Below are 14,159 nucleotides of genomic sequence, written 5' to 3'. Positions count from 1 at the left end.
GATTCTCTCGACATACCGTCTTCCGGCCTGGCCAGTTAGGGTTGACGTACCGCAGGTCGATCTTGAGGAGTGTGTGTGCTGGTTCTGGTGGCGGTCCATGCGTTCGCAGCCGTGACCGCCCCCGTGCTGGTACGCCTCCTCGGTAGACGTGCGCTCTACCTGCTGGCCGCCGTCCCGGCGGCGGCGCTGGTCTGGGCGCTGACCCGGACCGAGGCGGTCCGCTCGGGCCGGCCGGTGGTCGAGACGGTCACCTGGGTGCCGCAGCTCGGGCTGGACCTCGCGCTGCGGATGGGCACGCTGTCCTGGCTGCTGGTGCTGCTCGTCGGCGGCGTCGGCGCGCTCGTGCTGGTCTACAGCGCGCGCTACTTCGACCCGGACGATCCCACCCTCGGCCGCTTCGCCGCGGTGTTCGTCGCGTTCGCCGGCGCGATGCTCGGCCTGGTGGTCTCCGACGACCTGCTGCTGCTCTACGTGTTCTGGGAACTGACCACCGTCTTCTCGTACCTGCTGATCGGCAGCGATCCGACCAAGCGGGAGAGCCGGCGGGCCGCGATGCAGGCGCTGCTCGTGACCACGCTCGGCGGCCTGGCGATGCTCGCCGGGTTCGTGATGCTGGGCCAGCACGCCGGCTCGTACCGGTGGTCCGAGATCTCCGGGAACCTGCCCGAGGGCGGTTACCTCACCGTCGCGCTGGTGCTCGTCCTGCTGGGCGTGACCAGCAAGTCGGCGATCTTCCCGTTCAGCTTCTGGCTGCCGCGCGCGATGGCCGCGCCCACGCCGGTCAGCGCCTACCTGCACGCCGCCGCCATGGTCAAAGCGGGTGTGTTCCTGGCCGCGCTGATGGGCCCGGCGGTCGGCCAGGCCACCGTGTGGCGCGCGGTGCTGCTCGGCGGCGGCCTGATCACGTTGTTCCTCGGCGGGTGGACGGCGCTGCGGCAGGTCGACCTCAAGCTGCTGCTGGCGTACGGCACCGTGAGCCAGCTCGGCCTGCTCATGGTGATCCTCGGCGCGGGCACCCGCGACACCGCGCTGGCCGGCGCCGCGATGCTGCTGGCGCACGCCCTGTTCAAAGCCACCCTCTTCCTCGTCGTCGGCGTCGTCGACCACGTCACCGGCACCCGTGACCTGCGCGAACTGAGCGGCCTGGGCCGTCGGGCGCCGGTGCTGGCGGCCGTCGCCGGTCTCGCCGCCGCCTCCATGGCCGGTCTGCCGCCGCTGTTCGGCTTCGTGGCCAAGGAGGCCGCGCTGGAGGCGTTCCTGCACGGCGGTACCGTCGAGCTGCTGGTGCTCGCCGGGGTGGTCGTCGGCTCGGCGCTGACCGTGGCGTACACGCTGCGCTTCCTCTGGGGCGCGTTCGCCGCCAAGCCCGGCGTGGCGGAGACCCGGCCGCACCGGATCGAGCCCGCCTTCATCGGCCCGGCGGCGGTGCTCGCCCTGGCCGGCCTCGCGGTCGGCATCGGCGCCCCGGCGGTGGACCGGGTGCTCGCCCCGTACGCCGACCAGTTCCCGACCGCCGACCCCGGCTACCACCTGGCGCTCTGGCACGGGCTGACGCCCGCCCTCGGCCTGTCGGCGCTCGCCGTCACCGGCGGCGTCGCGCTGTTCCTGCTGCTGCACCGCCGCCGTCCGTACCTGGCCCGGCTGCCCTTCGACGGCGCCACCGGCTACGACCGGCTGGCGAGCGCCGTCGACCGCGCGGCGGTGGAGCTGACCGGCGCCACCCAGCGCGGCTCCCTGCCGTTCTACCTCGGCGTGATCCTGCTGGTGCTGGTGATCATGCCGGGCGGCGCGCTGCTGGCCGGCGTGCCCTGGGTGCAGAAGTTCCAGCTGTGGGACACGCCGTTGCAGGCCGTCGCGGGCGCAGTGGTCGTCGTCGCCGCGCTGGTGGCCGCCCGCGCTCGCCGCCGGCTCACCGCGATGATCCTGGTCGGGGTGACCGGCTACGGCACGGCGCTGCTGTTCATCCTGCACGGCGCGCCGGACCTGGCGCTCACCCAGTTCCTGGTGGAGACCGTCACGATCGTGATGTTCGTGCTGGTGCTGCGCCGCCTGCCGCGCCGGTTCTCGGCCCGCCCGATCCGCGCCACCCGGCGGTTCCGCGTCGCGCTCGGCGTGGCCGTCGGCCTGGTCACCGCCGGCATGGCGTACGTCGCGGCGGGCAGCCGGACGGCCACGCCGATCTCGGCCGACTTCCCGGACGAGGCGGTGTCCTACGGCGGCGGCAAGAACGTGGTGAACGTGACGCTCGTCGACATCCGCGCCTGGGACACGATGGGCGAGATCGCGGTGCTGGTGGTGGCCGCCACCGGCGTGGCCAGCCTGATCTTCCGCGGCACCCGCGCGCTGGACCTGCGCAGCGGCATCCCCGGCGCCGGCCGGCAGCAGTCGTCGCGTCCGCGCTGGCTCACCACCGGCGCGACCTCCCGGCAGCAGTCGGTGATCCTCCAGGTCGTCACCCGGCTGCTCTTCCACGCCATCCTGCTGTTCGCCATCTACCTGCTCTTCTCCGGCCACAACGCACCGGGTGGCGGGTTCGCCGCCGGGCTGGTCGCCGGCCTCGGTCTCGCGGTGCGATACCTGGCGGGCGGGCGTACCGAACTCAACGGCGCCGCGCCGGTGGACGCCGGGTTCGTGCTCGGCGCGGGACTGTTCGTCGCGGTCGGCACCGGCGTCGCCGCGATGCTGCTGGGCGGCGAGTTCCTGCAGAGCGCGACGCTCGACTTCCACCTGCCGCTGCTGGGCCACGTCCACTTCGTCACGTCCGTGTTCTTCGACGTCGGCGTCTTCCTCATCGTGGTCGGCCTGGTGCTGGACATCCTGCGCAGCCTGGGCGCCGAGATGGACCGCCAGGAGGAGGACGACGAGCAGGAGAACGAACCGGCCGGCGTACGGGAAGAGGAGCTGGTGTGAGCCCGAACATCCCCAACCTGGTCTACATCCTGGTGATCGGCGTCCTGTTCGCCACCGGGGTCACGCTGCTGCTGGAACGCAGCCTCACCCGCGTCCTCATGGGGGTCATCCTGCTCGGCAACGGCGCGAACCTGCTGCTGCTCACCGGCGGCCGGGCGGGCGGCCCGCCGATCGTCGGCACCTCCGCCGAGGAGGACATGTCCGACCCGCTGCCCCAGGCGATGGTGCTGACCGCGATCGTCATCACGCTCGGCATGACCGCCTTCCTGCTCGCCCTGGCCTACCGCAGCTGGCACCTCAACGGCCACGACGAGGTGCAGGACGACGTCGAGGACCGCCGCATCATGGAGCTGGCCGACCGGGACGAGGGCCCCGGCACCGCGGACGCCGACATCGCCGACGGCAGTCCCGAGGCGCGGGTCCTGGCCGCCGCCGAGGCGGAGGGGGGCCGATGACCTGGCTCGTCCCGCTGCCGGTGGTGATGCCGCTGCTCGGCGCGGCCCTCACCCTGCTGCTCGCCCGCCGGGCCCGCATCCAGCGGTGGGTCAGCATCGTGGTGCTCGCCGCCACCGTCGCGGTCGCGGCGCTGCTGCTGGTCCGCTCGTCGCTGGACGGCCCGCTCGTGGTGGAGGTGGGCGGCTGGGCCGCGCCGATGGGCATCGTGCTCGTCGCCGACCAGCTCGCCGCGCTGATGCTCGTGGTCTCCGCCTCGGTGACGTTGTGCGTGCTCGTCTACTCCATCGGGCAGGGCATGGCCGACGGCAACGAGGAGACGCCGCTGTCGGTCTACCACCCGACCTACCTCGTGCTGACCGCCGGCGTGTGCAACGCGTTCCTCTCCGGCGACCTGTTCAACCTCTACGTCGGCTTCGAGATCCTGCTGGTGGCCAGCTACGTGCTGCTGACGCTGGGCAGCACGGAGACGCGGATCCGGGCCGGCACCACGTACGTCGTGGTCAGCCTGCTGTCGTCGCTGATCTTCCTGGTGGCGATCGGCCTGGTCTACTCCGCCACCGGCACGCTGAACCTGGCCCAGCTCGCCGACCGCCTGGACGCGCTCCCCGACGACCTGCGCCTGGTCCTGCAGGGCATGCTGTTGCTCGCGTTCGGGATCAAGGCGGCGGTGTTCCCGCTGTCGGCGTGGCTGCCGGACAGCTACCCGACCGCGCCCGCTCCGGTCACCGCGGTCTTCGCCGGTCTGCTCACCAAGGTCGGCGTGTACGCGATCATCCGTACCGAGACGCTGCTGTTCCCCGGCGGCCGCACCGCCGACCTGCTCATGGTGATAGCGGCGTTGACCATGGTGGTCGGCATCCTGGGCGCGGTGGCCCAGTCCGACATCAAACGGCTGCTGTCGTTCACGCTGGTCAGCCACATCGGCTACATGCTGTTCGGGGTCGGCCTGACCACCCCGCTCGGCCTGTCCGCGGCGATCTTCTACGTGGTGCACCACATCACCATCCAGACCACGCTGTTCCTCGCCGCCGGCCTGGTCGAACGGCGCGGGGGCAGCACCGCGCTGGACCGCCTCGGCGGGCTGGCCCGGTTGTCGCCGATGCTGGCGCTGCTGTTCTTCGTGCCCGCCCTCAACCTGGCCGGCATCCCACCGTTCTCCGGGTTCCTCGGCAAGCTCGGTCTCGTGCAGGCCGGCGTGGACGACGGCGGGGTCCTGGCCTGGGCGCTCGTCGCCGGTGGGCTGTTGACCAGCCTGCTCACCCTCTACGCCATCGCCCGGGTGTGGAACCTGGCGTTCTGGCGGGCCCCGCACCCGGACATGCCGGGGCCCGACGACGCCGACCGGGCGGCCCGGACCGAGGGCGCCGAGCAGCCACACGAGGGCGGCTCCCCGGCCGGCGCCGTGCTGCCCCGGTTGATGACCGTGTCGACCGCCGCCCTGGTGGTGCTCGGTCTGGCGCTGACCGTGGTGGCCGGGCCGCTGTTCGACATCAGCACCGACGCCGCCGACGACCTGTTGCGCCGTGCCCCGTACGTGGAGGCCGTGTTCCCGGAGGGACCGCCGTGATCCGTCAGCCGAAAGCGCCGCTGACCGCCCGTGACCGCTGGCGCAACCGGGCGATCGCCGTGACCGGTCTGGTCACCGTCTGGGTGCTGCTGTGGGGCACCTTCAGCTGGGCGAACGTGATAAGCGGACTGGTCGTCGCCGCAGTGCTGCTCGTGGTGTTCCCGCTGCCACCGGTGACGTTCGCCGGCCGGATCCGGCCGGTGCCGCTGCTGAGGTTCCTGGCGCGCTTCCTGCGCGACCTGGTCGTGGCGTCCGCGCAGATCGCGTGGCTGGCCGTCCGGTCCAACCACCCCCAGTCGGCGATCATCGGGGTGCCGCTGCGGGTGAACACCGACCTCAACCTGACCCTCAACGCTGAAGCCCTGTCGCTGGTGCCGGGCAGCCTGATCGTGGAGGCCGACCGGAGCACGGGCACGCTCTACGTGCACGTCATCGGCATCCGCAGCCGCGACGAGGTGGAGCGCTTCCGCCAGAGCGTGCTGGAACTGGAGCAGCGCATCGTGGCGGCCGTCGGCTCGCCCGAGGAGCTGGAGCTGGTCCGTCGATCCGCACCCACCGCCCCCCTCGGGTCGGTCGACCTGGAAGGAGCGCCGACGTGACAGTCGTCGCCGTGATCGTCACCCTGTTGCTCGTCGCGGCCGGTGGGCTCACCCTGGTCCGCATCATCCGCGGCCCGTCGATCCTCGACCGGGCCGTCGCCACCGACGTGCTGCTCGCCGTCGCGGTCGCGGCCATCGCGACCGAGGCGGCCTACAGCCGGGACGCCACCGCGCTGCCGGTGCTCGTGGTCCTGGCCCTGGTCGGTTTCGTCGGCTCGGTGAGCGTCGCCCGCTTCGCCGCGCGGAGGAACCCGAAATGAGCCTCGACACGGTCCTGGACACCGTCGCCGGTGTCTGCCTGATCGCGGGCGCGCTGCTCTGCCTCGCCGCCGGCATCGCGCTGGTCCGCTTCCCGGACGTGCTGTCGCGGATGCACGCCGCGGCCAAGCCGCAGGTGCTCGGACTGCTGCTGGTGCTGCTCGGCTGCGCGCTGCGGCTGCGTACCGGGGTGGACATCACCACGCTGGTGCTGGTCGGCCTGTTCCAGCTCGCCACCGCCCCGGTCGCCGCGCACATGGTCGGGCGGGCCGCGTACCCGCACGACGACATCCGGCGGGACCTGCTGATCACCGACGAGCTGGCCGACCACATCGAACGCATCCGCGCCGACCGGGCCGGTGAGCCGCAGGACACGTCGCCGGCCCGTACGTCCTGACGATCGCGAGCGCCGGAACAGGGGAGCCCATGAGCGGCACGGTCTACGAGAACGCCCGCATCCACACCCTCGACCCGGCCCGCCCGTACGCCGAGGCGATGCTGGTCCGCGGCGAGCGGATCGTCGCCGTCGGCGACCTCGCGGAGTGCCGGGACCGGGCCGGCGGGGCGGCGCGGCGGGTCGACCTCGGCGGGATGGCCGTGCTGCCCGGCCTGATCGACAGCCACATCCACGCGGCGTCCTACGTGCGCGGGCTGGACCAGGTGGACCTGCGGGGCACGGCGAGCCTCGACGAGGCGCTGACCCGGATCGCGGGACACGGCGCCACGCTGCCGCCGGACGCCTGGCTGCTCGGCGGCGGGTGGGACAGCAACAGATGGACCCGGCCGGTGCAGCCGGACCGTACCGACCTGGACCGGGTCTGCCCGGACCGCCCGGCGGCGCTGCCCAGCATCGACGGCCACACCATCTGGGTGAACAGCACGGCCCTGGCCCGGCTCGGCATCGACGCCGCCGTCCCCGACCCGCCGGGCGGGCAGATCGCGCGCGACGAGCACGGCGAGCCGACCGGCATCCTGCGCGAGGCGGCGGCGGACGCGGCGTACGCGGTGGTGCGCTCCCCGCACGCCGGTGACCTGGTCACGCAGTTGCGGACCTACCTGCCCCGGCTGCTCGCCGCCGGGCTGACCAGCATCCACGACCTGGACGGGCAGGACGCCCGCGCCGCCTACGAGACGCTGTACGCGCGGGGTGAGCTGCCGCTGCGGGTGCACAAGACGATCCCGGCCACGGCGCTGGACGAGGCGATCGAGCGCGGCTGGGCCACCGGGGACGGGGACCGGTGGCTGAGCACCGGCCCGGTGAAGATCTTCACCGACGGCGCGCTCGGCTCGCACACCTGCCTGATGACCGAGCCGTACGACGGCGAGCCCGGCAACCACGGCATCGCGGTCACCCCGGCCGAGGAGTTCGCGCGCCTGGTGGCGACCGCCGCCGGGGCCGGGATCGCGGTGGCGGCGCACGCGATCGGCGACGCGGCGAACCGGATGGTGCTGCGGGCGTACGCGCGCTGGCGCGAGTCGGCGGAACCCGCGGTGGCCCGGCTGCGGCACCGGATCGAGCACACCCAGCACCTGCTGCCCGAGGACGTGCCGCTGCTCGCCCGTCACCGGGTGATCGCCTCGATGCAGCCCACCCACTGCACCAGCGACATCCCGCTCACCACCCGGATGCTCGCCGGCCGGGGCCTGGCCTCGTACGCCTGGCGCAGCCTGCTCGACGCCGGCGCCACTGTGGCGTTCGGGTCGGACGCCCCGGTGGAGGACCCCGACCCGTTCTTCGGCATCCACGCGGCGGTGACCCGGCAGCAGCCCGACGGCACCCCGCCCGGCGGCGTCGACCCGCACGAGCGGCTCGACCTGGACGCCGCGCTGCGCTGCTTCACCGGGGCCGGCGCGTACGCCTCCTACGAGGAGCACCTGAAGGGCCGGCTGCGTCCGGGCATGCTCGCCGACTTCATCGTGCTGCCCACCGACCCGTACCGGGTGGAGGCGGAGCGGCTGCGGGACCTCACAGTGGTGCTGACAGTGGTCGGCGGCGTGGTCCGCTGGCAGCGCTGACCGGGTCCCGCCCGGACGCCGCTGTCCGGGCGGGACCCGGCGCTCAGGCGCCCTTGACCCAGTCGAGGCTGAACCGGGCGAAGTAGATGCCGCCGGTGTCGCCCACCTGACGTCCGATGTCTGCACGTCAGGCGGATCCGTCCCGGCCCGTCAAGGATCGGTTCCGGTCGACGTCCCGGTGCGGCTCGGGGCGTCAGTGGTCGCGCCCGGGCGCCTCGCCGAGCAGTGCCTCGCCCATCGCGGTGAGCCGGTGCAGCACCAGGTTGCCGTGCCGCTGGCTGACGATCAGGCCGGCCTCGCGCAGGATGGTGGTGTGATGGCTGGTGGTGGCCGGCGAGATGCGGGCACGCCGGGCCAGCTCGCCGGTGGTGGCGCCGCCGGCGGCGGCGCGCAGGACCGCCACCCGGGTGTGGCCGAGCAGCGGGCCGAGCCGGCGTTGCGGGCCGGTTGGCGGCGTCGGTTCCGCTCGTTGCCGGCATGCCGGATAGACAAGCGTCGGCGGCAGCTCCGGATCGGCCAGCGTGATCGGCGCGTGCCAGCAGAAGTACGACGGGATCAGCGTGATCCCCCGGCCGTCGAGACGCATGTCCCGGTCCTCCGGGTAGCCGTGCACGGACAGCACGGGCGGGTCCCAGGAGGTCTCTGGGCTCAGGTCGTCGAGGATCCGGCCGGCGCCGTCGTCGAGGATCCAGGCCCCGCGCAGGGCCCGGTCGCCGGAGACGGCGGAGGTGATCTGCGCCCAGTGCGGAGCGAGAGCGACCCGGAAGTAGGCGCGCAGCGCGTCACCGAGGCCGTGCCGGGCGGCGGGCCGGCCGGCGGCCAGGTCGACCAGCCAGGGGCTGTCGACGGGTGTCACCATCCGCCCCAGTTCGGTGCGGATCCGCCGGGTCGGGGTGTCGAGCACCCGGTCGATTGCCTCGTCGGGGTCGGTGACCGGGCCGGGGGTGAGGAAGTCCGGGAAGTACCGCTTGAGCGGCGCGATCGGTAGCAACCGCTCCCGGACGACCGGGACGAGGCCGGTTCGTTCCAGGTCGGGGCGCACCTGCCGGTGCCAGTGGGCGTAACCCGCGTAACCGGCCCGGGTCTGGAGGCGGTGCAGGCTGCAGATGATCTCCCACAGTGGATCCGGCCGGGCCGCCAGCCGGGTGCGGCTGAGGTCCCCGGCCGTGAAGTGGATGCGTAGCGTCCCCATGACGCACAGTGTTCCCGCGCCCGCCACCGCGCTCAGTCTTGTCCCTGACATTGACATAAGTCACTGAATGACGGCGGTGGGGCGGCAGCCGTGCGGCTGCCGCCCCCGGGTGTCTCAGCCCGCGCTGCAGGTCGACCGCCACCGGTGGGACGCGATGTTGTCGTTGGCGTTCGCCATGTAGCCGTCGCGGTTGGAGCCCCAGGTGAACCAGACCCCGGTGAGGTTGTCCCACGCGTCGCCGGCACCGAGACAGGCGTACGCGCCGGTGTAGTCGGTGTGGATGTAGAGGGCGACCGGCCGGCCGCTGTTCGAGTCGTTCCACGCCGACGACGCCAGGTTGCGCATGCTGGCCCGGTTGTTGTTGTCGCAGTTGGCGTTCTCCGCCGTGTTGATGGTGTCCCAGTTGTTGTCGGCGTTGTACCACCAGCACCACCGGCCCGCCCAGCCGGCGTCCTGGCTGACGTACAGGTACCCGCTGCCCGCGGCGGCGCGCTGCGCCGTGTCCGCGTGCGGGGTCGGCCGGGGCGCGGCCTGGGCGGCGGTGGCGGTGAAGGCCAGCGCGACTGCCGCCGCGACCACTGTGGCCAGCACGGACCGTACTGCTCTCATGGTGTTTCCCTCCGGTTGGGTCCTTCCGTGGCGGGCCGCCACGGACGTCGTGGGGTGGGTCAGCCGGCGGCCAGCACGGCACGGGCCAGCGGCAGCGCGGCGGCCTCCAGACGGAGCCGTTCGGCGACCTCGGTGTGGAACCGCCCGTCGATGGCCCGCCGGTGCTCGGCGTCGAGTCGCCGGGCGAGCCGGCCGAGCCCGGTGCGCGTGGCGCAGGTGGCCTCCGCCACCGCCAGCCTGATCTCGCCGGGCGTGACGGAGCCGGATGTGCCGGAGCCGGACGTCGGCTCCGGCGCCGACGCGCGGGCCGATGCCGGGTCGGCGACGTCGTGTCCGGCGGCGCGCATGCACCGCCGCCACGCCCGCACGCCGTCGGCGTAGCGGGGGTCGGCCAGCACCCGGCCGACGCGCAGTCCCGCGAGGTTGTCAGTGATCCTGGTGACGCGATACCAGCCGGGCAGGTCGCGATAGAGCTGCCGCTCCGCCTCGGACGTGCAGCTGTGACTGCTGCGGCGTACCACCCCGCCGGCCGGCAGCGTCGCGCGCAGGGCGTCGGGCTCGCCGGGGTCACCGTTGACCGCGCGCACGGCGGCGGCGCCGCGTTCCGGGGGCAGGTCCCGGACGTACCGCGCGTTCGGGTCGGCCGCCATCGCCTCTTGGAGGCGGCGTTCCAGGGCGCCGCCGTATCCGTGCCGGCGCGCGTAGGGCACGTCGTCCAGGACGTACGGGAACTCGCGCAGCTCCGGCACCGGCTGCCGGGGGACCGGCCAGTAGCGGAACCCGCGCCGCTGCATGCAGTCGCGGATCAGTACCTGCTCGGCGGCGTACAACAGGTCAGCGGGCGGGGCGGAGAGGGCCGGTGCGCTCGGGCCCGGCGGCAGTGCGGCCGCGCCGTGGTCACCGGGCGGCGGCGCGGCGTCCCGGCTCGCGCCCAGCGCCCCGGCCACCGCCGCCGCGAGCACGGCCGGCACCGCTGCCGCGTACCACCAGGACCGTGACCGGCGCGACACCACCGCCATGACACCCACCTCGGCCGCCCGGGGCGCCCGATGCGCCCGTCACAAGACAGCTTCGGCACCGGGGGAGCGCCGGGACAGAGGGCTTCGATCAGGCTCGAACGACAGGTCCCGGCGTCCGCAACCTGTCCTACCTGGACGCCGCCGTGCTCGCGCCGCGCGCGACCGCGCCGGCGCTGATCTCGATCGCCCTGCGCGACCAGGTCTGCCCGCCGTCCACCTGCTTCGCCGCCTACCACCGCTACGGCGGCGCCAAGGACGTGCGGGTGTACGAGTTCAACGACCACGAGTGCGGCGAGGCGGAACACCAGCGCGAACAGCTCACCTGGCTGCGCGGGATCCTGGGCGCCTAACTGGCGCGTTCCACCACGTAGTCGGTCAGCTCCAGCAGGAAACGGCCGTCCTCGGTGTCGGCGGCGGCGCCCAGCGCCCGCTCACCCTCGCGGCGGGCGGCCAGCGCGAGATCCCGCGCGCCGCGCCGCGCCGACTCCACGCAGTCGTACGCGAGCAGCCGCCCGTGCAGCCAGCGCACCTCGGCGTCGGTGCGCTGCGCCCGGGTCCGGCTCAGCAACCGCACGAGCCGCTCGCGTTCCTCCGGCGTGCAGCGCCGCATGAAGTCGATCAGGATCAGCGTGCGTTTGCCCTCCCACAGGTCACCGGCGATCTCCTTGCCGTACCGGGCGTAGTCGCCGGTGAGGTTCAGCGCGTCGTCCTGGATCTGGAACGCCGCGCCCAGGTACCAGCCGTAGCGGTCCAGCACGTCGACCGCGTTCTCCCGGCCGGTCGCCACGAGGATGCCGGTGCGGCACGGGTAGATGCACGTGTACCAGGACGTCTTCTTCAGGCACATCCGGTAGTAGTCGTCCGCGTCCAGGTCGCACACGTTGTCGCGGATCCAGCCGATCTCGATCGCCTGGCCCTCCAGCGAGTGGCGCATCATCAGCTCGGTCTCGGTGAACAGCCGCCAGGCGATCCCGGAGCCGAGCGCCGCCCGGTTCGCGGCCAGCCGCTGCAACGCCAGCAGGTTCGTCATGTTGCCGACGTTCAGCGCCACGCCGACGCCGTACTCGGCGTGCAGCGTCCGCCCGCCGCGCCGCTGTTCGCTCTCATCCTGGATGTCGTCGTGGATGAGGAAGGCGTTGTGGAACAGCTCCACCGTCACCGCGGCGTTGAGGCCCACCGCGTCGCCGCCGCCGAACGCCCGGCACGTCGCCAGGCACAACGCGGCGCGCAGCCCCTTGCCCCACCGGCGCGGATACTCCGCGACCAGGTCGTAGAGGTAGCGCGGGCCGCCGTCGGGCACGTCGTCGAGCAGCGCGCCGAGGGCGAGCCCGCGATAGCGCTCCAGCATCCGTTCCACGTGCCCGCCGGCCACCCCCGCGGTCGGCGCCATCGCGCCGCTACCGGTCCGTCGGCCGATTCGGGGCCGGCGACGCCAGCCGGTCCGCGAGCCCGTTGGCCACCTCGGGGGCCAGCCGCGCCAGATTGAGTACGGTGTCCAGCGCGTCGTGCGCGTCCGAGACGTACCGGCGGACCACCTCGCCGCGCTGGTCGTCGGCCATCTTCAGCTGCCCGACCACGGTGTCGATGAGGGAGTGCCCGTCGGTGCGGACCCGGGCGACGAGTTCGTCGAACGCCTCCGGGTCCACCCGCCGGCTCTCGGTCAGCTTCTCCTCGAGCCGCCGGGCGCCGGCCAGCCCCGCCGCGATCTCCTCCTCCAGCACCGTGGCCGCGTGGCTCACGGTCTCCGAGGTCTCCTCGGCCACCTTCTCGAAGCGCTCGTTTGTGCGCTCACGCTCGCCGTCTGTCATGGGCGAAGTGTCATCGGACCAGCGACGACGCGCCAGACGAGTGTCGCCATGGTGACTGAGCGTGTCCGACCCGGGTTGCGTCGCCACTGGGTACGGGTACTCAGCGCACCACCGTTCCGTCGCTCATGTGCGGGCGTCCCAGCCCCGACAGGATTCTTGTCATGGCCGAGACGCTGCACCGACACGCCGCTGCACGTACCGTCGACACGCCGCTGCCCGCCGAGGCCGCGCTGGCCCCCGCCGGCCGCGCGGTCGCCGCGCTGGCCCGGCTCGTCGCCCACCACCCCGCCGGCTGGCGCTGGATGGCCCGGCGCCACCACCCGGTCCTCGACCGCCTGGCCGCCGCGAACGCACGGTCGACCTGCGTGCGGGCGGCCCGGCGGGTGCCCGCCTACCAGGCGTTCCTGCGGGCCCGCCCGGGTGGCCTGCGCCGACGGCTGCGGGACTTCCCGGAGACCGACAAGCGCGAGTACGTCATGGCGTACGACGCCTCCGCCCGGTGCCGGGACGGGCGGCTGCCGGAGCGCGGCGTGGTGGTGGACGAGTCGGCCGGCTCGTCCGGGCGGCCGTTCAACTGGCCGCGCGGCGAGCGGGAACTGCGGGGGGTGCACCGGGACATCGCCGGCTACAGCGGACTGGCGTTCCCGATGCGCCGGCCGTTCGTGATCAACGCGTACTCGATGGGCGCCTGGGCGACCGGCACCACCACCGGCGCGGCGATGGCCCGGATCGCGACAGTGAAGAACACCGGCCCGGACCTCGGGAAGATCGTCGACACGCTGCGCGAGTTCGGTCCCGGCCACGACTACCTGGTGACCGCGTACCCGCCGTTCCTCAAGCATCTGCGGGACCGGCTCGACGCCGAGGACTTCCCCTGGTCGAAGTACCGGATCTTCGCCAGTTGCGGCGGCGAGGGCATGACCGAGGCGCTGCGCGACTACCTGGAGCAGCGCTTCGTGCGGGTCCGGTCGGCGTACGGGGCGTCGGACCTGACCATCGGCATCGGCGCGGAGACCCGGCTCACGGTGTGGCTGCGGCGGCGGCTGCGCACCGACGCGGGGCTGCGCGCGGAACTGCTCGGGCGCGGCGAGCAGCGGCTGCCGATGATCTTCCAGTACAACCCGTTCGCCACCTACCTGGAGACCAACGAGCGGCGGGAACTGCTCTGCACGGTCACCAGCCCGCACGTGCTCCAGCCCCGGCTGCGCTACAACGTCGGCGACGAGGCGCTGCTCGTGCCGTACCAGCGGATCGTCGAGCTGGCCCACACCGACCCCGTGCGCCGCGCCGAGTTCCGTACCGCGGTGTCCGAGGAGCGGATGACCCTGCCACTGCTGCTGTTGTTCGGCCGTAGCGACTCCACGGTGTCCTACCTGGGCGCGAACCTCTACCCGCAGGACGTCGAGTACGGCCTGTACGCCGGCAACCCGCACGCCGCCGAGATCAACAGGTTCTGCCTGACGCTGCACGAGGACGCCGCGCTGGAGACCCGGCCGGTGATCCACGTCGAGCTGCGCCGCCCGCTGGACGCCGCGGCACGCGCGGCGCTCGCCGACGCCTGCCGCGACGGGATACGCGCGCACCTGACCTCGGTCTCGCGGGACTTCGCGCAGTCCCTGGTGGAGGACCCGACCGCCGGTGACCTGCGCGTGGAGCTGCACGAACCGGACGGCGGCCCGTTCGCCGACATGCAGAAACTCAAGAACGTCTACCTGGTGAGGTGAA

14 protein-coding genes are annotated in these 14,159 nt (G+C 73.2%); 9 read left to right on the top strand and 5 right to left on the bottom strand.

The window, feature by feature from the left end:
- Window positions 1-75: 75 nt before the first annotated feature.
- The 7 genes from ACFYON_RS25800 to ACFYON_RS25770 are packed head-to-tail and all read left to right on the top strand — an operon-like array spanning window position 76 to window position 7,806.
- Entirely contained in the window at window positions 76-2,910 is a 2,835-nt protein-coding gene (locus ACFYON_RS25800) for a Na+/H+ antiporter subunit A (RefSeq protein WP_387321114.1), read from the top strand.
- A complete protein-coding gene (locus tag ACFYON_RS25795) occupies window positions 2,907-3,365 on the top strand; it encodes a Na(+)/H(+) antiporter subunit C (RefSeq protein WP_354873030.1) in 459 nt (152 codons plus the stop codon). Before ACFYON_RS25800 ends, ACFYON_RS25795 begins: the two co-directional genes overlap by 4 nt.
- Window positions 3,362-4,933 (top strand): Na+/H+ antiporter subunit D, encoded by a 1,572-nt coding sequence (locus ACFYON_RS25790; RefSeq protein ID WP_354873033.1) that lies wholly within the window; start codon window positions 3,362-3,364, stop codon window positions 4,931-4,933. The genes ACFYON_RS25795 and ACFYON_RS25790 overlap by 4 nt, the downstream gene beginning before the upstream one ends.
- On the top strand, window positions 4,930-5,532 hold the full coding sequence (locus tag ACFYON_RS25785) for a Na+/H+ antiporter subunit E (RefSeq protein ID WP_354873036.1): 603 nt from the start codon (window positions 4,930-4,932) through the stop codon (window positions 5,530-5,532). The genes ACFYON_RS25790 and ACFYON_RS25785 overlap by 4 nt, the downstream gene beginning before the upstream one ends.
- Complete coding sequence (locus ACFYON_RS25780) at window positions 5,529-5,792, top strand: monovalent cation/H+ antiporter complex subunit F (RefSeq protein ID WP_354873039.1); 264 nt, start codon at window positions 5,529-5,531, stop codon at window positions 5,790-5,792. Before ACFYON_RS25785 ends, ACFYON_RS25780 begins: the two co-directional genes overlap by 4 nt.
- Window positions 5,789-6,187: a monovalent cation/H(+) antiporter subunit G gene (mnhG, locus tag ACFYON_RS25775; protein ID WP_354873042.1), complete on the top strand. Its 399-nt coding sequence runs from the start codon at window positions 5,789-5,791 to the stop codon at window positions 6,185-6,187. Before ACFYON_RS25780 ends, mnhG begins: the two co-directional genes overlap by 4 nt.
- Window positions 6,188-6,216: 29 nt before the next feature.
- Complete coding sequence (locus ACFYON_RS25770; protein ID WP_354873045.1) at window positions 6,217-7,806, top strand: amidohydrolase; 1,590 nt, start codon at window positions 6,217-6,219, stop codon at window positions 7,804-7,806.
- Between the two features lie 193 nt (window positions 7,807-7,999).
- Here the strand turns inward: ACFYON_RS25770 and ACFYON_RS25765 are convergent, their stop codons facing one another.
- The 3 genes from ACFYON_RS25765 to ACFYON_RS25755 form a co-directional block, all read right to left on the bottom strand.
- Window positions 8,000-8,998 carry a winged helix-turn-helix domain-containing protein gene (locus tag ACFYON_RS25765; RefSeq protein WP_354873048.1) on the bottom strand — a complete coding sequence of 333 codons (999 nt, stop codon included), beginning with the start codon at window positions 8,996-8,998 and terminating at the stop codon, window positions 8,000-8,002.
- Window positions 8,999-9,112: 114 nt separating this feature from the next.
- Entirely contained in the window at window positions 9,113-9,607 is a 495-nt protein-coding gene (locus tag ACFYON_RS25760) for a hypothetical protein (RefSeq protein WP_354873051.1), read from the bottom strand.
- A gap of 59 nt (window positions 9,608-9,666) precedes the next feature.
- Entirely contained in the window at window positions 9,667-10,626 is a 960-nt protein-coding gene (locus ACFYON_RS25755; protein WP_357710282.1) for a hypothetical protein, read from the bottom strand.
- A 122-nt stretch (window positions 10,627-10,748) separates the two neighbouring features.
- Between ACFYON_RS25755 and ACFYON_RS25750 the strand changes: the two genes are divergently transcribed.
- On the top strand, window positions 10,749-10,976 hold the full coding sequence (locus ACFYON_RS25750) for an acetylxylan esterase (RefSeq protein ID WP_355096189.1): 228 nt from the start codon (window positions 10,749-10,751) through the stop codon (window positions 10,974-10,976).
- Here the strand turns inward: ACFYON_RS25750 and ACFYON_RS25745 are convergent.
- Complete coding sequence (locus tag ACFYON_RS25745) at window positions 10,973-12,016, bottom strand: polyprenyl synthetase family protein (RefSeq protein ID WP_357710279.1); 1,044 nt, start codon at window positions 12,014-12,016, stop codon at window positions 10,973-10,975. The two genes, ACFYON_RS25750 and ACFYON_RS25745, sit on opposite strands and share 4 nt — an antisense overlap.
- A 7-nt stretch (window positions 12,017-12,023) precedes the next feature.
- The gene (locus ACFYON_RS25740) at window positions 12,024-12,434 is read right to left on the bottom strand and encodes a hypothetical protein (protein ID WP_357710276.1); all 411 of its coding nucleotides are present in this window, start codon (window positions 12,432-12,434) and stop codon (window positions 12,024-12,026) included.
- Window positions 12,435-12,595: 161 nt separating this feature from the next.
- Between ACFYON_RS25740 and ACFYON_RS25735 the strand changes: the two genes are divergently transcribed.
- The gene (locus ACFYON_RS25735; protein WP_357710273.1) at window positions 12,596-14,158 is read left to right on the top strand and encodes a phenylacetate--CoA ligase family protein; all 1,563 of its coding nucleotides are present in this window, start codon (window positions 12,596-12,598) and stop codon (window positions 14,156-14,158) included.
- Window position 14,159 lies beyond the last annotated feature (1 nt).

The organism is Micromonospora sp. NPDC005686, from assembly GCF_042871665.1.
Lineage (GTDB): Bacteria > Actinomycetota > Actinomycetes > Mycobacteriales > Micromonosporaceae > Micromonospora.
The sequence above is the reverse complement of the archived record's forward strand: the minus strand, read 5'-3'. Positions and strand labels throughout refer to the sequence as shown.

Excerpts from the sequence above, each read along its gene's own strand:
- ACFYON_RS25735 (WP_357710273.1), top strand. The coding sequence starts at position 12,596 with ATGGCCGAGACGCTGCACCGACACGCCGCTGCACGTACCGTCGACACG.
- ACFYON_RS25740 (WP_357710276.1), bottom strand. The coding sequence starts at position 12,434 with ATGACAGACGGCGAGCGTGAGCGCACAAACGAGCGCTTCGAGAAGGTG.
- ACFYON_RS25790 (WP_354873033.1), top strand. The coding sequence starts at position 3,362 with ATGACCTGGCTCGTCCCGCTGCCGGTGGTGATGCCGCTGCTCGGCGCG.
- ACFYON_RS25765 (WP_354873048.1), bottom strand. The coding sequence starts at position 8,998 with ATGGGGACGCTACGCATCCACTTCACGGCCGGGGACCTCAGCCGCACC.
- ACFYON_RS25770 (WP_354873045.1), top strand. The coding sequence starts at position 6,217 with ATGAGCGGCACGGTCTACGAGAACGCCCGCATCCACACCCTCGACCCG.
- ACFYON_RS25745 (WP_357710279.1), bottom strand. The coding sequence starts at position 12,016 with ATGGCGCCGACCGCGGGGGTGGCCGGCGGGCACGTGGAACGGATGCTG.
- ACFYON_RS25760 (WP_354873051.1), bottom strand. The coding sequence starts at position 9,607 with ATGAGAGCAGTACGGTCCGTGCTGGCCACAGTGGTCGCGGCGGCAGTC.
- ACFYON_RS25755 (WP_357710282.1), bottom strand. The coding sequence starts at position 10,626 with ATGGCGGTGGTGTCGCGCCGGTCACGGTCCTGGTGGTACGCGGCAGCG.
- mnhG (WP_354873042.1), top strand. The coding sequence starts at position 5,789 with ATGAGCCTCGACACGGTCCTGGACACCGTCGCCGGTGTCTGCCTGATC.